The organism is Akkermansia sp. 54_46 (assembly GCF_001917295.1).
In the GTDB taxonomy this organism is placed as follows: domain Bacteria; phylum Verrucomicrobiota; class Verrucomicrobiia; order Verrucomicrobiales; family Akkermansiaceae; genus Akkermansia; species Akkermansia muciniphila.
This window is the reverse complement of record NZ_MNUD01000001.1, coordinates 57,382-78,589: the sequence shown is the minus strand read 5'-3', so window position 1 is coordinate 78,589 and position 21,208 is coordinate 57,382. Positions and strand designations below refer to the sequence as shown.

Sequence of the window (21,208 nt, the reverse complement as noted above, 5' to 3'; positions counted from 1 at the left end):
AGCGTGTTCGGGCGCCGCCGTTCTCCGGGACGGCGGCGCTTTTTCATGACAGGGGGGGCGGATGGAAAACCGCAAGGGGATTGCTCATCCTGATGGTCTTTTCTCCATACCGTATCTTCCGGACTGCTGACAGCCGGAAGGCTGTTGCTTTTGAACAGGGGCGGGGGAGAGGCTGTATAACATGGGATGGATAAGGCAGGAACTTCCGGAGGCATCAGGGGAAAGATGCTGTTGTTTGCCGCCTTTTTAATCGTGTGCTTTAATCTGCGTACCGGGTTTGATTCTCCCGATCCGCTGTTGGGAACGATTGAAAGGGATATGGGGCTTTCCCTGGAAAATTCAGGGCTGTTCGCCCTGCTGCCCGTCTTTGTGCTGGGGGTGGCGGCTCCCATTTCTCCGCGCGTGGCGCGCCGGATGACGCCGTGGAAAATCATTTTCTGGTTCCAGCTTCTGGCGGTGGCCGGAATTTTCTGGCGCAGCTGGGACGGCGTGGCGGGGTTATACGGCGGCATGGTTCTGATGGGGCTGGGCATGGGGATTGCCGGAGCGGCCATTCCCGGACTGATCAAGCACCAGTTTCCTGACCGTGCTTCCGCCATGATGGGCGTTTACAGCGCCATGATCGGCGTGGGCAGCGCTGCGGCTTCCGGCCTGTCCGTTCCCCTTTCCAATATGCTGGGAGGCTGGCGTTTCGGCCTGGGGATCTGGATTATTCCCATCCTGCTGGGGATGCTGGTATGGGGCGCTTATTTTCTCAGGCATCCGGACGGCGTGTTTCAAAACGATCCGGCGGCATCTGGACGCAGCCTGCTGCGCAGCGGCAAGGCATGGCAGGTTACCGTTTTTTATTTGAGCCGCGTTGGGGCTGCCTATTTCTTTTATACCTGGATTCCCATCTTTCTGAGGCAGCGGGGCATGAGCTATGAGGACGCCGGTTTCATCCTTTCCGTGGCCATGTTCGCCCAGCTGCCCGCTACGCTCTCCGCTCACGTGCTGGAAAAAGCTATGGGAGGGCGGGGCCTCCTCATCGTGATGGCCATGGCGTTGGCGGCCCTTTCCTGCTGGGGCATCCTGTATCTTCCGCTGGACTGGGCCGTCTGGATGGCGATTCTGTTCGGCCTGGCGACGGGAACCGTATTCAGCCGCGGAATGGCGCTGATGGTGGAACGGGCCCGGACGCCTTCCGAATCAATCAGGCTTTCCGGCATGTCCCAGGGAATCGGCTTTACCATGGGTGCCCTGTTGAGCCTGCTGTTTACCTCCTTCCTGCATCAGGGAGGCTCCTTCCTGCCGTTCTGCCTGGTTTATACCTTGTTCTGCGTGCTCGGCATGGTTTCCGGCCGCATGTCCTCCCGGCCGGGATACGTGTAATATAAGATTTCGGAATTATGCAGAATGTCTTGCCTTAAGATTTTTAGAATATTTTTAATTATTGATATTCAGTAAATTGCTCCGATGAAAAAATCGGAAAGATCAACGAAACAAAACTAAAGTAAATAATGCTGTAAATTTTAATTATTCCTAATCTATTATTTTTTTTCTTTACAAAAATATAAAATTTGTATTTGTTTTCTATGTAAAAACCAAATATCAATACATGAAATCAAATAATCAAAAAATGAAGGAAGATGTTTTTTGTGTGGTTGAATCTGTCTCTGAGCAACCCTCCTATTCTCAAGCCGATTTTATTAAGTTTTATGAGAAACAAAAGAAAAATGGAGATTGGACTTTTTATGATGAAAGACAGTTTATGGAAAATCTGTTTTGTACTAGACTGAACTATTTTTTTATTATTTTTTCGTTAATTTTAATGGCTGCTGTAACAGTAAGGAGTAATACTAATCTTATATTGGTATTGTTTATTGGTTTAATAATTCAATTATTGCTGTGGTTTTCTGTTAATAGAATTTATGTAAAATTGGATATTGTTCTTAAAATATTGCATAACCTTGACGAACATCATGTGTTTTCTATAACAGATAAATGTTTAAAAAAGAGAAGGCATTATTCTTTTAGTGTTGTTTCTCTTCTCGGTACATGGCTTCCTCTTTTGTGTGTTATAATATGGTTCACTGGATTGTGTTTGGCTGTATTAGGATATATATCTTCCAATTAAAGGATTCGTTTTTTTGTTTATAATATAATGGGTGATATGTGTTAGGGTTAATTATATATAATACCAATTTTTTATAAAATTATGAATATTTGATTTTTCCAAAATTAAGTGAATGATTTTGTAATCTTTCCTTTGAAGGGCTTGACGCTGGCGGGGGGGGCGGGTAAGCTCTTGCCCGTCAAATTTTATGAAGAAAGAGATTGTACGCATCCAACGGGACGCCCTGGCACGCATCGCCCAGGCGTCTGACAGGCGCGGCGTGGAAGACGCGCGCGTGGCCATCCTCGGCAAAAAAGGGGAATTGACCTTGGCCCAGACGGGCATGAAGGACGTTCCCAGGGAGGAAAAACCCGCCGTCGGCCAGTTGCTTAACGAGGCCCGCAAGGCCATTACGGAAGCCCTGGACGCCAAGCTGGAGGAAGTGCAGGCCCAGGCGGATAAGGCCGCCGTGGCCGGGGTGGATTTGACGCTGCCGGCCCGCTCCCTGCCGTCTGGCGGGCTGCACCCCCTCACCATCGTGCGGGATGAAGCCGTCCGCATTCTGCGCCACATGGGCTTTGCCCTGGCGGACGGCCCGGAGATTGAGGACGAGTTCCACTGCTTTGACGCGCTGAACACGCCGGAGGATCATCCGGCCCGCAATGAGAAGGATACGTTTTACTTTGATTCCGGCAAGCTTCTGCGTACGCATACGTCTTCCGTGCAAATCCGTTCCATGGAAAAGCAGATGCCTCCCGTGCGCGTCATCGCTCCCGGTTCCGCCTATCGCCGCGACGAAATTGACGCCACGCACCTTTCCGCCTTCAATCAGCTTGAAGGCCTGTATGTGGATACGGACGTTTCCGTGGGCGACCTGAAAGGAACGCTGGAATATTTTCTGCGCGCCCTTTTCGGCTCCGGCACGGAGGTGCGCTTCCGCCCCCATTTCTTCCCGTTCACGGAACCCAGTTTTGAAATTGACGTCAAGCTGAAGGTGGACGGCCAGGCCCCCCGCTGGGTGGAGATTGCCGGCTGCGGCATGGTGGATCCCAATGTTTTTGAAGCCGTGGACCGTGAACTGGGGCTGGACCCCCGCTCACAGGCCCGCTACACGGGGCTGACCGGCTTTGCCTTCGGCATCGGCCTGGACCGCCTGGCGATGATCCGCTGGGGCATCAGGGACATACGCGCCCTGATTGAGAACGATGTGCGCTTCCTTGCCCAATTCCAATAATCCTTACCTGTTTTCCCGTTATGAAGATTTCCCTTAACTGGCTTTCCCAGTATATTGACCTGTCCGGCCTGAGCGTGGATGAAATGTCTGACATGCTGACCTTTGCCGGCATTGAGGTGGAAGACATCCGCCAGCAGGGCGTGGATTCCCCATACGTGGTGGTGGCCCGCGTGGCCGCCGCAGAACAGCATCCCCAGGCGGACCGGCTGAAGGTCTGCCAGGTGGACGTGGGCGACGGCACGCTGCACCAGATCGTATGCGGCGCGCAGAACTACAAAGTGGGAGACAAGGTGCCCTGCGCCCTGCCGGGAGCGGTGCTGCCCGGCAACTTTGAAATCAAGGTGGGCAAGCTGCGCGGCGTGGAGTCCCGCGGCATGCTCTGTTCCGCCTCCGAGCTGGGGCTTCCCGACAAGGAGCACGGTCTCTGGATTCTCCCCCAGGAACTGGAACCCGGCACGCCTATTTCCCAGGTTGTCAAGGCGGATACCCTGGTGGAAGTGGAAGTGACGCCCAACCGGCCGGACCTGCTTTCCCACAACGGCATGGCGTATGAACTGGCCGCTATCTCCGGCCGGGAGTACAGGCCCGTTTCCATTGACGACGCCGGGGTGGAACTGGAACCCGCCGGAGACTTCGTGCGGCTGGACCAGCCGGAGCTGAACCCGTACTACACCGCCGTAAAAATCAGCGGCGTGAACGTGCAGGAAAGCCCGGAATGGCTGAAGGAACGCCTGGTAGCCGTCGGTCTGCGCCCCATCAACAACATTGTGGATATTACCAACTTCGTCCTGCATGAACTGGGAACGCCCCTCCATGCCTTTGACGCAGCGAAAGTGCAGGGCGGCATCGTTACCCGCACCGCTTATGAAGGGGAAACTTTCAAGGCTCTGGACGGCCAGGAATACACGCTTAACTGCACGGACCTGGTTGTCGCGGACCAATCCGGCAAGGCGCTCGCCATCGGCGGCGTGATGGGTGGGGAGGAAAGCGGCGTGACGGACTCCACCACGGATATCATTCTGGAGTCCGCCTGGTTCAAGCCCTCCTCCGTGCGCGCCACGTCCCGCAGGCTGGCCCTGTCCTCCGACTCCTCCTACCGCTTTGAACGCGGCACTTCCGCCTGGAATGTCCTGCGCGGTTCCGTGCGCGCCGTGGAACTGATTCTCCAGCTGGCGGGCGGAACGGCTTCCCCGACGTATGTGGCCGGTTCTCCCGTTCCTAATCCGGCGCATGCTTCCATGCCTTCCTGCGGGGGGGCGGACGGCCCCGTTTCCGTGCCCGCTTCCCTGAAGCAGGGGAAGGGCGCCACGGTGACTAATGAACTGGGCTTTGTAAAACTTCCCTGGAAGGCGCTGGATCAGATGTCCGGCGGTTCCATTTCCCATGAGGAAGGGGCACGCATCCTGACGGCGCTGGGCCTGAAGCAGGTTCCGGAGTCTCCCGAATGCTGGCTGATCCCCCCCCACCGCCTGGACCTCACGCGTCCGTGCGACCTGCTGGAGGAAATCGTGCGCGTCTTCGGCCTGGACGGCATACCGTCCCGCTTCTCCGGCCCCTTCGTGGCGGAATCCCCGGTGGATGCGGCCTACAATTTCCAGATGGAGCTGCGCCGTAAGCTGGCGGCCCTGGGATTCTATGAAACCCAGACCATCAAGCTCATTGCCTCTGAATCCGCGGACGGCGCCATTGCCCAGGTGAAGGACGCGTTGCCCCTGCGCCCCCTTCAGGACGGAGACCTCATCCGCGTGTCCCTGCCGCTCAGCGAGGATCACTCCGTGCTGCGTCCCGCCCATACGCCCGGCCTGATTGCCGCCGCCGTGCGCAACAGCAACCAGGGTGTGTCCGGCCTGCGCTTCTTTGAACTTGGCCGCGTCTTCCGCAATACGGGCGGCGGCAAGGGCAGGGACATTGAAACGGATACCCTGGGTATTCTTGTTTCCGGGGACCGCACGGCGCGCTCCTGGGCGGACCCCAGGCCGGAGCAGGCCTCCTTTGAGGACCTTCTGGCCGTGATGGCTGCTCTGGCGCCGGGCCACCGCTTTACGCTTACGCCTGCCAAACCGCGCGAACAGGCCGCCCTGGGGGCGGATGTGCAGCTGGACGGGAAAGCCTGCGGCTATTTCGCCCGCCTGTCCTTGGCGCGCTGCCGGGAGCTGGGCCTGGGCCAGCCCGTGTACGTGGCGGAACTGGATCTCCGCAAAATGCAGGAAATCCTCACCGCGCCTGTGAAGGCTGCGGAATTGCCCCAATTCCCCGGCTCTTCCCGCGATGCGGCCATGGAGCTGCCCCTCTCCACGCCCAATGCGGACATTGTCAAGGCCGTGGAATCCGCCCGGGAAAAACTGCTTGTCAGCTATTCCTGCTTTGACGTGTTCACGGACCCCTCCGGTGAAAAACTCCCGGCGGACCGCAAATCCATTGCTTACACCTTCCTGTACAGGGATCCGGCCAAGACCCTCACGGCCGCGGAAGTGGACGCCGCGCACCAGCGCGTGCTGAAAGCCCTGACGGATAAAGTGAAGGGCCTTTCCTTCAGGTAACTTCCGTTAACGGGCCGCGCGTTTCATGAGCTGGAACGCGCGGCCTGCTTTTTATTTTTCATGCATTTGACTTTCCTGCGCCACGCGGGCCTGGCCGCCGCCCGCATTCTGATGATGGCGGCGTGGTTCGGCCTCTCCGTATGGGCGGCGGGCGTGGTTTTTTACAACGTATGGGGAGGTCCCGTGCTGGTGTGGTTGTACGTGGCGGCCATGGCGTGCGCTTTCGCCCTCCGCAGAAAACGGCCCGTATTATGGCGCGCTTCCTGGGGAGTGCCGGCCCTGTTGCTGGCGTACTACCTGTGCATACCGGCGACGAACGATAAGGAATGGCAGCCGTCCTGGAGTCGCCTGCCCTCCGTGGAAATCAACGGAAATGAAATCGTGGTGAAGGACGTGCGCAGTTTTATCTACCGGACGGAGCGGGACTTCGACGCGCGCTATGTGACGCGCCGCTTTGACTTGGACAAGCTGGCTACGCTGGATTTTGCCGTGAGCCACTGGGATGGGATGGAATTCGTGGCCCATACCATGTTGTCCTTCGGTTTTGAGGATGGGAAGCATCTGGCCCTGTCCGTGGAAACGCGGCTGCCTGAAGGGGTGGAGCAGGGAAGTGTCCCTGGCCTTTACAAGCAATTCAACGTGATTTACATCCTGGCGGACGAAGAAGACCTGTTCGCCCTGCGCACTAATTACCGGAAAGAGGACATGTACCTGTACCGTATCAACATTGACAGGGAAAACCTGAAAAAGGCCTTTCTGGGGTTTGCGGAAAAAATCAACAGTCTCCATGAACGCCCGCGCTATTATCATACCGTCACCGCCAACTGCACGACGGAACTGGTGGATACGTTCAAGAACTATCTGGGCGTGCGCCGCTGGCAGTGGACTCCCGTTTTTAACGGCATGTGCGATCAGAATGCCTATGACCGCGGGGAACTCCTCCACCTTCCCGGAGAAAGCTTCCGGGAGCTGAAAAAGCGCTCTTTTATGGGGCATGGAGGGAACGGTGAGGACTGGCCAGCCCTCCGCCGCCGCTGGGAGGAGGGCTGGAGGACGTTCGCGTCCGCTCCGGTCAAAGAGTAGCGAACTGGAAGTGCATCCAGTCGTAGTCGCGGGAGCGTCCCAGGGATACGGCCCCTTCCGCTTCCACGAATTGCCAGAAAGCGGTGTACTCCGGTCCGGACAGAACCGCTTTCGGCGCGGAGACATTTAGTCCGTTTCTGTCCGGATCCATGTCCACGGCGATGCCCCAGGCATGCATGGATGTGGCTTTTCCGCCGATAATGGAGCGGTTGTTGAAGCAGCCGCCATACAGGTCCAGCCCCAGTTCCCTGATTTTCTCCATGCCGTAATGGTCCAGAGCAGCCTGGAAGATGCGGACGAGCGGTTCCGCCACCAGCTTGTGGCAGCGCATGGTGGAAACAGTCGTGTTTGTTTCCCACGCCAGCCGCATGACATAAGGCAGCTTGATGCTGGTCATGTTGCTTTCATCTCCCGCACGGCCGAAGACGGATTTTCCGGAACGCACTTCCTCCTGGCTGGGCCAGGAATGTTCCGGTTGGCGGATGTCCAGCTTTTCCAGCAGGGCCAGAGCCGTCTTGGGGCCGGGGATGCCGTCAGCATCCACGCCCAGGTGCTGTTGAATCAATTTCCAGTATTTTTTCATAGGAAGCCACGCTAGAAACTCCCTCCGGAAAGTTCCACATTTTTCCTTTCAGCGTCATTCCTGCCTTTCCGGCGGGGGGCAAAAAGAAGCCATCTGTCCTTTTATGTTGCGGAAAAGATTCATTCTGCTACACTTTTATTTACCTTTTATTTTATGAATTCAGAACCATCAAACGTTGTCAAATTTTACAATGGGGAACAAATTCCCCTGGAACTGCACAAAGTCCGCGTGGTGCAGAAGCTGCATCTTGTTCCCGTGGAACGCCGTCTGGAAGCCGCACGGGAAGCCGGGTTTAATACCTTTCAGCTCAGCACGAACGACGTCTATCTGGACATGCTGACGGATTCCGGCGTCAACGCCATGAGCGACAACCAGATCGCCGCCATGTTCCGTGCGGACGACGCCTATGCCGGTTCCCAGAGCTTTGACCGCCTGAAGCAGGCCGTATGGGATGTCTTCGGCAAGAAATACCTGCTTCCCGCCCACCAGGGCCGAGCCTGTGAAAACATTATTGCCCGCACCTTTGTGAAACCCGGAGACGTGGTTCCGATGAACTACCATTTCACTACCACGCACGCCCACATTGACCTGAACGGCGGAAAGATTGAGGAACTGGTGGCTGATGAAGCCGTCAACCCGGTCAGCACCAATCCCTTCAAGGGCAATCTGGATCCCGCCAAGCTGCGGGACTGCATCGCCCGGCACGGGGCGGACAAAATTCCCTTCGTGCGTATGGAAGCTTCCACCAACCTGATTGGCGGCCAGCCCTTTTCTATTGCCAACATGAGGGAAATCCGAGGTATTTGCGATGAATTCGGCATCATGCTGGTGTTGGACGCCTCCCTGATCGGGGAAAACGCCTATTTCATCAAGATGCGTGAAGACGAGTTTAAGGACTCATCCTGCGCGGACATCCTGAAAACCATGTGTGGTTTGGCGGATCTGGTGTACTTTTCCGCCCGCAAGGTTTCTTCTTCCCGCGGCGGCGGCATTTGCACGAATGACCGCGCCATTGCCAAAAAAATGGAGCATCTGGTTCCCCTGTTTGAAGGCTTCCTGACCTACGGCGGCATTTCCGTGCGGGAAATTGAGGCCATGGCCGTGGGCCTGTATGAAACCACGGATCTGACCGTGATTTCTCAGAGCCCCTCCTTCATTGAATACTTTATCGGCCAGATGGTGGACATGGGCATTCCATGCGTGACCCCCGCTGGCGGCCTGGGCGCTCATATTGACGCCGGGCGTTTCCTGCCCCATATTCCGCAGGAGGACTATCCCGCCGGGGCTTTGGCGGCGGCTTTCTTCATCGCCTCCGGCGTGCGCGGCATGGAACGCGGCACGCTTTCCAGCGTCCGCGACGAAAACGGCAAGGACATTCTGGCGGATGTGGAACTGCTCCGCCTGGCCTTCCCGCGCCGTGTCTTCACATTATCCCAGGTGAAATACGTGGCGGACCGCATGAAGTGGCTCTATGACAACCGCGATTTGATTGGCGGCCTGGAATTTGTGGAGGAACCGCCCGTCCTGCGCTTCTTCATGGGCAAGCTCCGCGCCAAGAGCGACTGGCCTGAAAAACTGGCGGCCAAATACCGCCGGGACTTCGGGGAAAGCCTGTAAAGGTTGGTTCTCCCGTTCAATTCCGGATTGGCAAGGGCTGGACCGTCAGGTTCAGCCCTTATTGCGTTGGGGGAGGCGTGTCTTTGCGGACATCACCCTTCAATGTTTCCGCCGGAAAGCGGCCGGAATCAGAAGTTAAGCAGACCCTGTTTCCAGCATACCCAGCCGATTGCCGTTGCGATGAGCAGGATGATGAGGAAAGCCGTGCCTGCGGAAGATTTTTTCCTGGCCTGGGGAAGAGCCTTCCTCGATACTCCGCCGGCCTGCAGGGTGCCTACTGCCGCCATGGCGTTGATATAGTCATTCCATGCCTTGGCGGAATGGAAGCGGTTGCGTTCGTCCGGCGACAGGGCTTTGTCAATTCCGGAAAGGAAGTTCATGGGATAAGTTTTCCGCAGGGCCGCGTAACTGGTCACTTTCGGGTTGCGGTCCACCACGGAACGCTGGTCCGCAGGATGGGGAACCTGGCCCGTGAGCAATTCGTAGAACGTGGCGCCCAGTTCGTACATATCGCACCAGGGACCTATTTCGCTCCGGCGTCCGGGGTAGAATTCCGGCGGGGTATAGCCGGGCGTGATCTGGACGAGCCCCTGATGCTGGAGGGTCTTGGTGCGCACGGCGCCGAAGTCGATGAGCTTGGGCGTTCCGTCCGGCTGGATGAAGATGTTGCTCGGCTTGATGTCGCAATGGTACACACCCATGGAGTGAAGGTAGTGCAGGATGTCCAGCAGGCGGAACAGAAGATCCGTGGCCTGGGCCGGTTCCATGGTTTGCCCGGTGGCGTGCATGGTGGTCATCAGGTCGAACAGGGTCTGTCCCTGGATATTCTCCATGACGTAATAGCAGGTGCCGTTGGCGTCAAACACCTGGACAATGCCGGGATGGTTGAGCTGGGACAGGACGGAAGCCTCCTGCCGGGAATTGGAAACGCTCTGGGAAAAATTGACGGCGGTCTGTTCGTTCCGGGGATGGACAACGCCGGTTTCCATATCCCGGCAGGCGTAGGCGTCCGGCATGCATTCCTTGATGACGACATACCGGGAACCGGGGTTGTCCAGAGCCAGGTACGTGATGCCGAAGCCGCCGGCGTTCAGCACGCTCAATATCGTATATTTGTCTTGCAGAACAGTATTGTCCGCAAGCGGGTAAACCAGTGTTTCTTGTTCCATGTCAGGGGGAAGGGCGGGTTGGAGCCGGGAAAATCTTTAATTTAATACGCAAGTTCTGTCAAGAATCTCTCCGCCGCATTCAGTAACAGGAGACGCGGAATTCATATTCTTCCACGCTGCCGCGTTCCAGGCAGGCGGCCAGCCAGTCGAACAGGGCTCCGAATTCCCCGCCCAGGGTTTCCCCCGTATCTGCCTCCAGCGTCTTCAGTCTTCCGGCGGCCAGCCGTACGGGCGTGAGCTCCGCCAGCAGGGCGGCACATTCTTCATCTCCGGCTTTGAAAATTTCCTCCGCGCCGGGGAGTTCTCCTAGGCGTTCGTCCGCAATTTCCAGGCAAAGCACCCCTACGCCGAACTCGGCGGCCAGCCCGCGGAGGGCGGCGCATTCGGAATCATCCGGCAGTTCCCCCACAATGACCAGTTCTCCGCACTGTGCCCAGCGGGACGTGGCCAGAGTCCTGAAAAATTCCCTTCTGCCGTCTTCTCCACCGGGCATGCGGGCTACGCAGACGCTGCGGATGCCCATCATGGGTGCCCCGATCATGCGGCGGCGCTGAAGTGCGCTTTTGTCAAAAACAAGCGCGTTTTCCTCCCATTCCCCCTCCGGCCATTCCACAACGGCCAGATCCGGCTTTACCCAGGAAGTTCCGGTTTCACTGGTACTGAACACGAAAACGCCGCGGCCCGTGGTATCGTACTGGCGCACGGCCAGGGCCAGCGCCTTGGCGCGGCAGTTCAGGGCGTCTGGTTCGTTTTCCCCGAGGAACAGGGGCAAAAGCCCTCTGGGAGCGCGCTGCCCGTCCCGTTCCCTCATGCGCCTGTAATAGCCCTGGCCGCGTTCCACCTTGGCGATTTCCGAATCCGGCTCGGAAGCCATGAAAGAAAAATGGTAGCGCAGGGATGCGTCCGAATATTCCTCCCCCAGCCTCAGACGCACCAGGCGGATGAGTTCTGTTCCCTTAATGGCCTGGGCCGGATCGGAAGGCAAAAGTTCCGGGAGCAGTTCTTCCAGCTGGGATCGTAAACTCATACGCGCTCCATGAGAACACGGGAGAAGCGCTTCTTCAAGGCGGAAGGAGTTCAGCACATGAAATAAAAAGCTCTTTTATTTGCTCCGGAATACGGCAAGATGATCCGCATGGCATGGATTACCTCCGGTTATATACCTTCGCCCGGGCGCATGGCCGTAATCGCCGGTACCACCTTTACGCAGCTGGTGCGCATGAAGGTGTTTCTCTTTCTTGGGCTCTTCGCCGTGGCGCTGCTGGCTCTGAGTTCCTTCCGCCTGAGCGCGGTGCTGGGGCCTGAAACCGGGGGAATCAATGAACTCGTGCTGCTGAAAAACTCCGCCTACGGCGCCATGCGGGTGTTCGGCCTCTTTTTCTGCGTGGCGGCCACGGCTCTGATTATTCCCAGGGATGCGGAGGACCGTATTCTATACACCATCCTTTGCAAACCGGTGCCGCGCATCGACTATCTGATGGGGAAGGTTCTGGGGGTGCTGGCCCTGACCCTGGTTGCCGTTCTGCTGATGGATGCCGTAATGACGCTGGTGCTGTGGATGCGGACGGATACGGTGGTGGCGGAGCAGATAGCCTCGCTGAAAGGCCGTTATACGTTGGAGGAAATGCAGCCGTACCTGGACAGGATCCGCCTCCAGGGAGCTACCTGGAACGTGCAGACGGGGCTGGGCGTGATGATGTGCGAGTTTGTCGTGCTTTCCTCCCTCACGCTGTTGATGTCCTGCGTGACGAACGGCACCATTATCAGCGCGCTGCTGACGTTCATGATCTATCTGGCGGGACTGTTCCAGACCCAGGCTCTTTCCCTGTGGGTGGGATCCGGCACGGATGGCCTTTCCTGGTGGGAGGTGGCGGGCAGCAGGCTCTTTTCCCTGGTTTTTCCGAATTTCCAGATTTATTCCGTGACGGATTCCGCCCTGAACGGACGGCTTATTCCCCTTTCCCTGTTCGGAACCCTGGCCCTGATTACGCTGGGATACTTCGTCTTTCACATGACGCTGGCGGCGTGGCTGTTCAGGAAAAAGGAATTCTAAGGCGCAACCGTATGAAGGATATCATCAATGCGCGTTGCGGCTGGGCCGGAACCGATGAACTTTACATAAAATACCATGATGAAGAATGGGGCAGGCCCGTTTCCGATGACAAAACCCTGTTTGAATTTCTGGTGCTGGAGAGCGCCCAGGCGGGATTATCCTGGCTTACTATCCTCCGGAAGCGCGAAGGATACCGGAGAGCCTTCCATGGCTTTGATGTGGAGAAAGTGGCGCGGATGACGGCAGAAGATGTGGAACGGTTGATGCGATTTGATGGAATTGTCAAAAACCGTTTGAAAATCAACAGCGCTGTCAATAATGCGAAACTGTTTATGGCCGTTCAGGAAGAATTCGGCAGTTTTTACCGGTACGTCTTGTCGTTTTTCCCCAATCATCAGCCCGTTGTTAACCATTTCAGCGCTCTGGCTCAGATTCCCGCTGTTTCTCCGGAGTCGGAAGCCATGAGCAGGGACATGAAAAGGCGGGGATTCAGGTTTTTCGGTCCGACGATCTGTTATGCGTTTTTCCAGGCAACCGGGTTTGTCAACGACCATATTGAGGGCTGTTTCTGCAACGCGGCCCAGTACGCAAAATCCCAACCGCATGTCCAGCCAGAGACGTTGATAACAGGGCCGGAGGGAACAAACGCGGAAATGGGGCATTCTCGTCCATAGCCATGGGCCTTAATTGGCATTTCCATTTTCTATAAATCGCTTATATGTTGACTGTAAAAAATCATCAACCATGAAAACAGGTATCATCGGACTTGGAAAAATGGGAGGCGCCCTGTTGCGGGGCATGCTGAAAGCCGGAGCAGCGGTTCCGGAGGAAGTTTGGGTGTACGATCATCATCATGAAAACGTGCAGGCCCTGCAGGAGGAATACCCCGGAGTTCATGAAGCTGCCTCGGAGGCGGATGCGGCGGACGCCGTGGAAGTCCTGATTCTGGCCGTGAAGCCGCACGGCGTCCTTTCGCTCATTTCCTCTCTTTCCGAACGGGGGGCGGAGCTTCCCCTTCTGATTTCTATCGCAGCCGCCGTTTCCCTGGATGATATGGAAGCCTGCGCCAGCGACGGAACGCGCATTATACGTGCCATGCCCAATACCCCGTGCATGGTGCTGGCCGGCGTCATCGCCTACAGTACGGGAAACGGCGTAAAAGATGAAGATGAAGAGGCTGCCCGGATGCTGCTTTCCGGCTGCGGCTCCGTTTACAAGGTGGCGGAATCCGGGATGAATGCCGTTTCCGCCATTTCCGGTTGCGGCCCTGCCTACATGTTTACGGCTCTGGATGCGCTTGCAGACGCAGGGGTAGCCATGGGATTGTCCAGGAAAACCGCTTTGGGGCTGGCTGCGGAAACCATGCGGGGGGCTTCCCTGATGCTGGAACGGACCGGGAAGCATCCCATGGCGCTCCGGGATGAGGTCACTTCCCCCGGAGGGACCACGATTGCCGCTCTGAATGCGCTGGATGAATGCGGCTTCCGCAATGCCTGGATTCAGGCGGTGAAAAGTGCCGTACGGCGCGCGGAGGAAATGGAGGAGCGGTAACGGATGCTTCTTCTGGCTTTCCCGGAGCCGGCTTTCTCCGGAAAGGACGGCCTGGTGGAGAGCCTTTATTTGTACCGGAACGGCGTTTCCCTCTGCTTCCTCAGCTCCGGGTTTTGCAGGTTGAACTGGACCTTTCTGACGGATTGGAGCGGAATCCGGACCTTGCCGACTGCGGAGGAGCGCCCTTCCATGAACCCGTTCCAGATAGTTTCCAGGGCCAGGGAAAGGACGCTCTGGTCTGTCAGGAAAACGCGGGTGTCTGAGCTGTCTTCCGGAAGGTCTTTCTCTTCATGGCCTTTTTGGTTCAGTGCGCGTACCCTGACGGTGGGAATGGTGACGTCATAATGGTCGGACTTGATGCGGATGGAGCCTTCCTCCTGAAGGGAAATGGCTCCTCTGAGCACGTCTCCGTTTACCAACAGAGCCTTGTCTCTGGGGGCGGCCGGGTCGTAACGGGAAATGATGTCCAGCTCCTCCTCCAGATGGGGAATGGCTCCATTCCAGTCAAATACATTCAAATGGAACACGGCCATGTTCAAGCTGTCATAACCTCCCAGGGCAAGAGTGTTTCCCGGTTTGAATTCGTGTTTCCCGGCGCTTTCTCCATCTTCCCCTTCATCGTCTCCGCTCTCGTTTTCAAAGATAGTGTCCATCTCTTTGACTTCCTCCCACCAGGCTACCTGTTCACCGTTGACGTACAGGTAATAATTGCCCTTTTCCGGATCGGCGTAAAAATGAACGTCGGAACGCTTGACGCTCTTGTCGGCATACCAGTTCCGCTCCGTGTTCCTTTTCACCCTGCCAAGCGTTCGGTACTGGCCGGAACTGTTCTTGGAAAGTTCCGCTTTTTCCAGGGAGAGATCCAGGTTGATGCTGTTTCCGGATTCGGAATCCTGCCAGAGGGCAAGATTAATCCGGAACGTATTGGTATGGTAAAGGGAGAACTGCACATGGAGGCGGGGTGGCATGGGGAAGGAAGTTTGCAGCTCCGTATTATTGGAGCCGCGCATGAGCCAGTATCCGTTGCGGCATTCGGGCAGCGTGCTTTTGGCGGAAGACTCCCAGCCCTGGAGGGATTCCGTAGCGTTGCGCAGGTAGGCTTTCTGTGAGTCGAACCCAATGTGGCGCACATATTTGCGGTCCACCTGAAGCAGGCCGCCCCAAGCGGTTTGGAGTTGAAGATTTTCCGCATCCAGCGCCTTCAGGGTGCCGTAAACCTCGTCCCCATTGGCCAGCCTGATGATGGAAAACTGTTCCGGTATTTCCAGCGGACGGGAAGAGACCAGCTCGTCAAGCTCCCCCATATGGACATCCACGGGTTTGGAAAGAATGCTGGAACGGACCTTTAGGTAAGGGCGGTTCATCGTATCCATGCTGCCCGGCAGTTTTTCCCCGGATTTAAGCGTAATGACCCCTTTCGCACGAGCATGGGGCAGAAGGAGGGCGGTCGGCAGGGCGCAGGCGCACAGGAAAAGCATCATTGCTTGTTTCATGGCGGGGTCAATCAGGGAGTGGAACGGGATGGCTGGGCGGGATTCAGGAATTCCACGCGGGTGATGTTTTTCAGCGGCAGGGAAATCTGTCCGAGCTGCGGATGCCGCAGGATGATATTCAGGGAATCCATGCTCAGAATATCTCCGTGCAGGCGGGAACCGTCCTTCATCTGGAGGCTGTGGCGGGCTGGGGGGCGGGAGTCGTCTTTCCTGTTCTGTTCCGCAAAAAAGACGGTATCCAGGTACTTGGACGGGATGGAAAGATCACGGGGAATGCCCGGATAATCCTTGTCCGTGGAAAGCGTCAGCGTTCCGGTTTTGCTATCGTAACCGCTGACGGAACCCGGAATGGCGTCTTCTTCCTTTGTCAGGACAAGGTCTGTCTCTGCATTCCCGTTTTTGGCCACGGATTTGGCGCTCAGGGTGATGGAGGAAAGGGTCAGTTTGCTGATGGTCAGGGACACGTGCCCTTCCATCTGGAGGCCGAAGGCGTCTCCCTGTAATGGCTGTTCCGGCGGGCTGGGGTCTGTGATCAGTCTGGGCGGCAGATCTCCTATCAACAGCTCGTAAACCTGCTTGTTTCCACCCTGGCGGGAGGCTGTCAATTGAATATCCACGCCCTCCGTCAGAATGGGGGCCGGAATGGCCGCTTCCCCCAGCACGAGGATGCCGGACTTCTGTTCCCTGAGCAGGGTGCATTTTCCGGGCGAGATGCTGAGCATGAGCCTGTTCAGGTTGCTGCCGGAATTGGACCGGAAAGGAATATTTTCATTCCCCCCGAAACAGAAGACAATGCCGGAGCGGTCATTATTGCCGTTCATGGTGATGGTGGTGCGAAAGGTAAAGGAGGAAGGATCCAAGCCGATATTCTTGTACAGGGGTATCCAGGTGGGGTAATCATTGTTGCCCAGCCGGTACTGGTACTTGTCTCCCTGGATTTTCGGCTTCAGGGCATTCATCAGTTTTCTCCCCGCCTGGGTGCGGTAGTCTTCCTCCCGGTTGCCGGAATAAACCCAGCTGTTGTCAAAAATCAGCGGTTCCTGCCAGAAGCCCTTTTCCTGCAGCGTATTCAGCCGGAACCCGGCCACCTGGCTGCGGGGAACGGAACGTTCATGGCCCAGTATGTCCCGGTACTGCACTTTGTCCTGTGTGATGGAAATGATATTGCACGGGATGATGTCCCTGTGCCCCGCAGCCATGAAAATTTTGTCCCGGGCGCGAAGATCCGGAGAGGCGGTTCCCGTAAAGTAGAGAGCGCGGATTCCCGACGGGAGAATGACGGCGTTCTGGCGCATGGCCGGGTGCTTGATGACGATGCCCTGTTTTCCGTAAGAAATGATTTCCCCGCGGAGGCGGTAATTGTTATCCGTAACCACGTCGATGACGGAATTGGCCCAGGCGGTCAGCAGGCAGGCCGGGGCCAGCATCAGGGAAAGGCGGATTCTATTGTTCATAGATGGGTAGAAATCTATAATTAAGCGCGAGGGAGAGCAGGGCGGCGGAAGTGGAATATGCCGCGGAATGATCGGAAAGCCAGGACCCGTTGGGCGCCTGGGAGGCTCCCAGATAGCGCATATTTTTGTAATTCCATTCCTTCCACACTTCCTGGTCCGCATGGAACAGGGCCTGTGACATGTAATATTCAAAATAAAACGGATAAGTGGAATCCCGGTAGTTCAGGTGCTTTTTCAGGTAGGCCAGGGAATCCTTGAAGGACGGGTCCGTTTTAAGGCGCGCCAGGGACAGCGTCAGGGAACCGATGGCCGTGAGGGTGACGCGGGGACCCGCCGGCCCGGTGTAGCCGTAGGCGCCTTTCTTGTCGCGGCAGGAAGCCATATACTTGAGGCCGCGTTCAAAGGCCTCATCCGGCACGGGAATGCCCGCATTGCGCGCCGCGAACAGGGAGACGATCTGGCAGCCGGTCACCGTGCTGTCCGCGTCCGTGGATTCCGGGGAATAGCGCCAGCCTCCCGTTTTGTTTTTTTTCTGGGCGGTCAGTGTCAGGGTCACGGCCTTGCGGAGAGCGGGGCCTATGCGATCGTCCCGCACCATGCCGTAGGCTTCCGCCAGGGCGAGAGTGGCGAAGCCGTGGTTGTACATGGAATCCCCAATGTAGCCGGATACCTTGTTCTGCCTGGACAGGATGTAATCTACGCAGCGGCGCACCATGGTGGCGTACGGCCCCGCGTTCGGATCGTCTCCGTGAGCCAGCACGGACATAAGGCAAAAACCGATGATGCCAGGCTCCCTCCCGTAAGTTCCATCATAGGTTCCATCCGTTTTCTGGGCATTCTGAAGATAGCGTAGCCCCTTCACATACATCAGTTCCACCTGGGGCGGCACGGAAGAAGACGTTCTCATGGGGGATTGGGCCGCTGCGTTTTGCGGTGCGGCCGTCATGCAGCAGGTCAAGAAAGCGGTAAGCAGGAGGCGGGGATTTTTCATGGAAACGGGAAGTTGCTGTTCATGCGTGAAAGGGCTGTCCGGAGAGATGCGTCTCACTTCTGCAAAGTCTTGTTGTAGGCGTCCAGCGCCTTGCGGAATTCGGAAGGCATGTCGTCTGCGGACATGCCGGTGGATTTGGGAACGGAACGCGTTTCCGCAGCCGTGTCCGGATTGGAAACGCCTTTATCCTGGGAGGAGGCCATATTGGATTTTCCATTCGCTCCGCGTCCGGGATTGTTGCCGCTGCCTCTCTGGGAACCTTCCTGCCCTTTCCCATTCCCTTCCTGCTGTTCCGCGGACTGGGAGTCGCTATCCATGCCGAGCAGCTGGCGCAGCATGTCCATAAGAGCTCTTCCTCCCGGCTTGGGCCGGCCGTCGGCCCCGGTCATCTTGGCCTTGGCTGCCTGGTAAATCAATTCAATCACATCCGACTGCGCGGCCAGCGTCTGGCCTCCGGTATTGTAAACTTCCAGCAGGTCCACGGCGTCATTCATGGCATGGCGGCATTTTTTCAGCAGGTCCACTACCTCCTCATTGGTTTCTCCCAGGATAAGGTCGGAAGTGTCCGCCTGGAGCTCGTCCTGTTGTACTGCCAGTTTGGATGCCGTTTCCCTGTGCTTGGCGGAATATTCCGGAGCGGGAGCCGGAGCGGCGGCGCAGGGCAGGGAAAGCGCCAGAATCATGGCTGGAAAATTGGCGGTATTCATGGGGCAGGGGGGGGAAGTTTTTTTCGGTGTTCCTGTTCGGCGGCGCGGGTGCGCATGCGGATATCCTGTTCCTGTTGGATCATGCGGATGAGTTTCAGCATGAATTCAAACTCGGCGTCGGAAATGGAGGACTGGCTGCCTCCCCCGCCGCCGCCTCCCCCGCCGCCGCGGCGGCTCTTCTTATAGTCGTCTATCAATTTGGCCCAATGGCGCAGAGTGGAGGCATACAGGCGGGACTCGTCAATGGAGCGGGCTGTGATTGCGTTCAGGATATTGCCGTGCACCAGGTCCAGCTTCTCCCGGAGGGAGAAAGCGTTCATCTGGTTGTACAGGTCGCTGTAAATGCGCTCCCCGGTGCGTGACTTGTAATAGCTGAGGTCTTCCAGAATCCAGCCTATGTCCTGCGTGGAGGCATTTTGAAGGGTGGCGATGGTTTCCATTTCACGCCTGGTGGAAGGGTCAAGCTCCTCCATGGTCATGCCCGCAATGGTGTTGATCTGGCCGGCCAGCGCATGGGCGATGGAATCCTCCTTGGATGCGGCCTGCCTGAGCCGTGCCACGAATGTGCTGGCCTCCATGTCCTGCGCGGACTTGGAGAGCTGGTTCATGGTGTCTTTCAGCGCCTGTGTGGCTTCGGAATGGGAATTCTCCCCGTCGTCCAGGTCCTTCCTGCTTTCCTGCTCGGAGCGGCTCTCGGAGGCGGAATCCCGGAAGAGCTTCTGGGCCATCTTCATGGACCCGTCGGGAATGGGTTTGAGCATGGAAATTCCTTTCATGAATTCCTTCATGCCGGCCGGGTCTATCTGGGAATTGCGGGAGGCTTCCTTAAACAGGCTTTCCGAGCGGTTGAGCAAGTCTCCCAACTCGCGCCTGTTGGCCTGCTCTTCATCGGCCAGGGCGTGCAGGCGTTCCTGGGACTCCGCATCTTTCAATTTGCCGCTTTCTATTCCTTTCAGCCGTTTTGCTTCGTCCGCCATGGCGTCCATGCGGCGGATCATGCCTTCCAGATCGCTGGTGATGCGTTCCAGTTCATTGCGAATCATCTGGGCGTGCTCGGACTTGGAAAGGACGAAAATAATCATGGGTTCCGAATAAACGCGTTTGCCTCCCGGTTTGTAATCCTGCGTAAACCCGCGGATGACGACGCGCTGGGGAGATAGCTTCAGCGCCCTGGCCTGGAACAGGAATGTTCCTTTCAGCCCGGTCTGCGTGGGCTGTCCGTCCGCCAGCACTTTCTCCCCGCGGAGGCCGGGCGCCGGTTTGTCCGCACCGGCCGGTTTTGGAACTGAGGCTCCGTTTTCATCCTCATTGCCGTCGTAAAAGGATTTTTCACCCTGCCATTCCACCCCCATTTCCCGGAGGCCGAAATCGTCCGCCGCTTCTACCTCCAGCTCAATGCTGGTATCCTCCAGTACGTAGCGGTCGTTTTCGCCGCCTCTCAGGTAAATGGAAGGCTGTTTGTCTTCAATGGGTTCCAGTTGTATCTTCACGGGCCGGGAAGCAGCCAGCCCGTCGCTGTCCATCCAGTCAAGCTCTATTTCCCTGGGCTCTTTTTCCAAAAGGATGTTCGGAATGATGACGTTGCTTCCTTCCACCCGGAGCAGATGGCCCTGCGCGTCCTCCGCAGACTGCAGACGCTGGGAGGCGGACACCTTCAACGTCAGCGTAGAGCCTTCCGGGGCGGAAATAACTCCTGCTCTCATGGCTTCCCTGCCGTTGGCGCGCGCCATATAGGCAGGATAGGCTACGCCGGCTTCGGCTCCCAGCAGGGAAGGGCGCCCCTTCGGGATGATGTTCAGCCGTCGCACGGCATCCCCTGCAAAAAACTCCAGGCTGTCCGCCTGTTGCATGGGGGGGATGTGGATATTGTATGCGCCGTCCGCAAGAGGCGCTTGCTGGCTCACCCTGTTGCGGAAAAAATACTCTGCCGTCTGCGGGCGGGTTTTGGTTCCCTCCGCCAGCCGGATTTCATACAGGCAGCTCTCTCCCATGGGAATGACCAGGGAATCCGGGGTGGGGGCCAGCTGGGTGAATGTATAGCGTTCCGGAGGATTGAACGGGCGGACCCAGCGTTTCAGGGCATTCCCTGCCGCTTCCGGGCTTACCGCACATACGGCCGCCGTGCATGCGGCGAGAACCGCCAGCAGGACGAACAGCTTCCTGTGGCTGGGCCGGGGGATGTTCACTGTCAGATCCCGGGCGGACACTTCGCGGGCCACCTGCTCCATGGCCGCCTTTTTCAGCTTTTCGGAACCGTATTGGCGGCCGTGCTTTTCTGAATCCAGTTCGATGACGCCCAGAAGACGATCCCCCAGGGCCGCGTCCGTCCGGGAAATCAGCCGCGCCAGCTGGGCTTCCGTGCGCCTCTGCCACACCCACCGGAAACTCCACCAGGGAATAAACACCGCCAGGCCAGACACGGCGATGAAAAACAGGAGCCAGCCGACGGCGGGAGGCGTCTCCCACAATCTGTCGGAAAGGTACAGGAGCGCGTAGGAAAGAATGACGGCAATGCCTGCAAGGCATACGGCTTCCAGCATCTTCACCGTTCTGAGGCGGCGCCGGAAAGTTCGGAGCTGCCTGACCAGCTGGGGAGGGAGTTTGACGGTAGTGGAAGGGGGCATGCTTATTCCCGTAT

Annotated in this window: 17 protein-coding genes; 9 read left to right on the top strand and 8 right to left on the bottom strand. The window is 57.3% G+C overall.

The annotated features are described in order from the left end of the window. Positions 1 to 186 precede the first annotated feature (186 nt). The 5 genes from BHW66_RS00305 to BHW66_RS00285 all read left to right on the top strand — a co-directional run bounded on the left by BHW66_RS00305 (position 187) and on the right by BHW66_RS00285 (position 6,952). On the top strand, positions 187 to 1,371 hold the full coding sequence (locus BHW66_RS00305) for an MFS transporter (RefSeq protein ID WP_102735919.1): 1,185 nt from the start codon (positions 187 to 189) through the stop codon (positions 1,369 to 1,371). 226 nt (positions 1,372 to 1,597) lie between these two features. Next, positions 1,598 to 2,116 (top strand): hypothetical protein, encoded by a 519-nt coding sequence (locus BHW66_RS00300; protein WP_146018466.1) that lies wholly within the window; start codon positions 1,598 to 1,600, stop codon positions 2,114 to 2,116. Between the two features lie 187 nt (positions 2,117 to 2,303). Beyond that, positions 2,304 to 3,329, top strand: coding sequence for a phenylalanine--tRNA ligase subunit alpha (gene pheS / locus BHW66_RS00295; protein WP_102732597.1), 1,026 nt, complete (start codon positions 2,304 to 2,306; stop codon positions 3,327 to 3,329). Positions 3,330 to 3,349: 20 nt separating this feature from the next. Continuing rightward, a complete protein-coding gene (gene pheT / locus BHW66_RS00290; protein WP_022197409.1) occupies positions 3,350 to 5,869 on the top strand; it encodes a phenylalanine--tRNA ligase subunit beta in 2,520 nt (839 codons plus the stop codon). A 60-nt stretch (positions 5,870 to 5,929) separates the two neighbouring features. Continuing rightward, on the top strand, positions 5,930 to 6,952 hold the full coding sequence (locus BHW66_RS00285) for a DUF4105 domain-containing protein (RefSeq protein WP_022197408.1): 1,023 nt from the start codon (positions 5,930 to 5,932) through the stop codon (positions 6,950 to 6,952). Here the strand turns inward: BHW66_RS00285 and BHW66_RS00280 are convergent. Further along, complete coding sequence (locus BHW66_RS00280) at positions 6,942 to 7,535, bottom strand: hypothetical protein (RefSeq protein WP_022197407.1); 594 nt, start codon at positions 7,533 to 7,535, stop codon at positions 6,942 to 6,944. The genes BHW66_RS00285 and BHW66_RS00280 overlap by 11 nt on opposite strands. 153 nt (positions 7,536 to 7,688) lie before the next feature. On the opposite strand from BHW66_RS00280, the gene BHW66_RS00275 reads away from it, so the two are divergent. Continuing rightward, the gene (locus BHW66_RS00275; RefSeq protein WP_022197406.1) at positions 7,689 to 9,152 is read left to right on the top strand and encodes a tryptophanase; all 1,464 of its coding nucleotides are present in this window, start codon (positions 7,689 to 7,691) and stop codon (positions 9,150 to 9,152) included. Positions 9,153 to 9,280: 128 nt separating this feature from the next. Here the strand turns inward: BHW66_RS00275 and BHW66_RS00270 are convergent, their stop codons facing one another. Both BHW66_RS00270 and BHW66_RS00265 read right to left on the bottom strand, forming a co-directional pair. Beyond that, positions 9,281 to 10,321 (bottom strand): serine/threonine-protein kinase, encoded by a 1,041-nt coding sequence (locus BHW66_RS00270; RefSeq protein WP_286688801.1) that lies wholly within the window; start codon positions 10,319 to 10,321, stop codon positions 9,281 to 9,283. Positions 10,322 to 10,400: 79 nt separating this feature from the next. After that, positions 10,401 to 11,348, bottom strand: coding sequence for a hypothetical protein (locus tag BHW66_RS00265; protein ID WP_102737395.1), 948 nt, complete (start codon positions 11,346 to 11,348; stop codon positions 10,401 to 10,403). A 108-nt stretch (positions 11,349 to 11,456) separates the two neighbouring features. Between BHW66_RS00265 and BHW66_RS00260 the strand changes: the two genes are divergently transcribed. The 3 genes from BHW66_RS00260 to proC all read left to right on the top strand — a co-directional run bounded on the left by BHW66_RS00260 (position 11,457) and on the right by proC (position 13,925). Next, entirely contained in the window at positions 11,457 to 12,374 is a 918-nt protein-coding gene (locus tag BHW66_RS00260; RefSeq protein ID WP_128252834.1) for a hypothetical protein, read from the top strand. Positions 12,375 to 12,385: 11 nt separating this feature from the next. Further along, complete coding sequence (locus BHW66_RS00255) at positions 12,386 to 13,048, top strand: DNA-3-methyladenine glycosylase I (protein WP_102733325.1); 663 nt, start codon at positions 12,386 to 12,388, stop codon at positions 13,046 to 13,048. 70 nt (positions 13,049 to 13,118) lie between these two features. Continuing rightward, the gene (proC, locus tag BHW66_RS00250) at positions 13,119 to 13,925 is read left to right on the top strand and encodes a pyrroline-5-carboxylate reductase (RefSeq protein ID WP_102734639.1); all 807 of its coding nucleotides are present in this window, start codon (positions 13,119 to 13,121) and stop codon (positions 13,923 to 13,925) included. A 65-nt stretch (positions 13,926 to 13,990) separates the two neighbouring features. Here proC and BHW66_RS00245 read toward each other — a convergent pair whose 3' ends face one another. Genes BHW66_RS00245 through BHW66_RS00225 form a run of 5 tightly spaced genes read right to left on the bottom strand, consistent with a single transcriptional unit; the run spans position 13,991 to position 21,194 of the window. After that, on the bottom strand, positions 13,991 to 15,418 hold the full coding sequence (locus tag BHW66_RS00245) for a hypothetical protein (protein WP_253822202.1): 1,428 nt from the start codon (positions 15,416 to 15,418) through the stop codon (positions 13,991 to 13,993). A gap of 11 nt (positions 15,419 to 15,429) precedes the next feature. Further along, positions 15,430 to 16,872, bottom strand: coding sequence for a hypothetical protein (locus BHW66_RS00240; RefSeq protein WP_128153547.1), 1,443 nt, complete (start codon positions 16,870 to 16,872; stop codon positions 15,430 to 15,432). Next, on the bottom strand, positions 16,862 to 17,863 hold the full coding sequence (locus tag BHW66_RS00235) for a prenyltransferase/squalene oxidase repeat-containing protein (RefSeq protein ID WP_102758609.1): 1,002 nt from the start codon (positions 17,861 to 17,863) through the stop codon (positions 16,862 to 16,864). The genes BHW66_RS00240 and BHW66_RS00235 overlap by 11 nt, the downstream gene beginning before the upstream one ends. A 53-nt stretch (positions 17,864 to 17,916) precedes the next feature. After that, positions 17,917 to 18,570, bottom strand: coding sequence for a hypothetical protein (locus BHW66_RS00230; protein ID WP_022197397.1), 654 nt, complete (start codon positions 18,568 to 18,570; stop codon positions 17,917 to 17,919). Continuing rightward, the gene (locus tag BHW66_RS00225; protein ID WP_253822203.1) at positions 18,567 to 21,194 is read right to left on the bottom strand and encodes a hypothetical protein; all 2,628 of its coding nucleotides are present in this window, start codon (positions 21,192 to 21,194) and stop codon (positions 18,567 to 18,569) included. Before BHW66_RS00225 ends, BHW66_RS00230 begins: the two co-directional genes overlap by 4 nt. Between the last annotated feature and the right edge of the window lie 14 nt (positions 21,195 to 21,208).

What these genes read in the sequence shown, in the direction of transcription:
- BHW66_RS00305 (WP_102735919.1), top strand. Translation starts at nt 187, where the DNA reads ATGGATAAGGCAGGAACTTCCGGAGGCATCAGGGGAAAGATGCTGTTG.
- BHW66_RS00300 (WP_146018466.1), top strand. Translation starts at nt 1,598, where the DNA reads ATGAAATCAAATAATCAAAAAATGAAGGAAGATGTTTTTTGTGTGGTT.
- pheS (WP_102732597.1), top strand. Translation starts at nt 2,304, where the DNA reads ATGAAGAAAGAGATTGTACGCATCCAACGGGACGCCCTGGCACGCATC.
- pheT (WP_022197409.1), top strand. Translation starts at nt 3,350, where the DNA reads ATGAAGATTTCCCTTAACTGGCTTTCCCAGTATATTGACCTGTCCGGC.
- BHW66_RS00285 (WP_022197408.1), top strand. Translation starts at nt 5,930, where the DNA reads ATGCATTTGACTTTCCTGCGCCACGCGGGCCTGGCCGCCGCCCGCATT.
- BHW66_RS00280 (WP_022197407.1), bottom strand. Translation starts at nt 7,535, where the DNA reads ATGAAAAAATACTGGAAATTGATTCAACAGCACCTGGGCGTGGATGCT.
- BHW66_RS00275 (WP_022197406.1), top strand. Translation starts at nt 7,689, where the DNA reads ATGAATTCAGAACCATCAAACGTTGTCAAATTTTACAATGGGGAACAA.
- BHW66_RS00270 (WP_286688801.1), bottom strand. Translation starts at nt 10,321, where the DNA reads ATGGAACAAGAAACACTGGTTTACCCGCTTGCGGACAATACTGTTCTG.
- BHW66_RS00265 (WP_102737395.1), bottom strand. Translation starts at nt 11,348, where the DNA reads ATGAGTTTACGATCCCAGCTGGAAGAACTGCTCCCGGAACTTTTGCCT.
- BHW66_RS00260 (WP_128252834.1), top strand. Translation starts at nt 11,457, where the DNA reads ATGGCATGGATTACCTCCGGTTATATACCTTCGCCCGGGCGCATGGCC.
- BHW66_RS00255 (WP_102733325.1), top strand. Translation starts at nt 12,386, where the DNA reads ATGAAGGATATCATCAATGCGCGTTGCGGCTGGGCCGGAACCGATGAA.
- proC (WP_102734639.1), top strand. Translation starts at nt 13,119, where the DNA reads ATGAAAACAGGTATCATCGGACTTGGAAAAATGGGAGGCGCCCTGTTG.
- BHW66_RS00245 (WP_253822202.1), bottom strand. Translation starts at nt 15,418, where the DNA reads ATGAAACAAGCAATGATGCTTTTCCTGTGCGCCTGCGCCCTGCCGACC.
- BHW66_RS00240 (WP_128153547.1), bottom strand. Translation starts at nt 16,872, where the DNA reads ATGAACAATAGAATCCGCCTTTCCCTGATGCTGGCCCCGGCCTGCCTG.
- BHW66_RS00235 (WP_102758609.1), bottom strand. Translation starts at nt 17,863, where the DNA reads ATGAAAAATCCCCGCCTCCTGCTTACCGCTTTCTTGACCTGCTGCATG.
- BHW66_RS00230 (WP_022197397.1), bottom strand. Translation starts at nt 18,570, where the DNA reads ATGAATACCGCCAATTTTCCAGCCATGATTCTGGCGCTTTCCCTGCCC.
- BHW66_RS00225 (WP_253822203.1), bottom strand. Translation starts at nt 21,194, where the DNA reads ATGCCCCCTTCCACTACCGTCAAACTCCCTCCCCAGCTGGTCAGGCAG.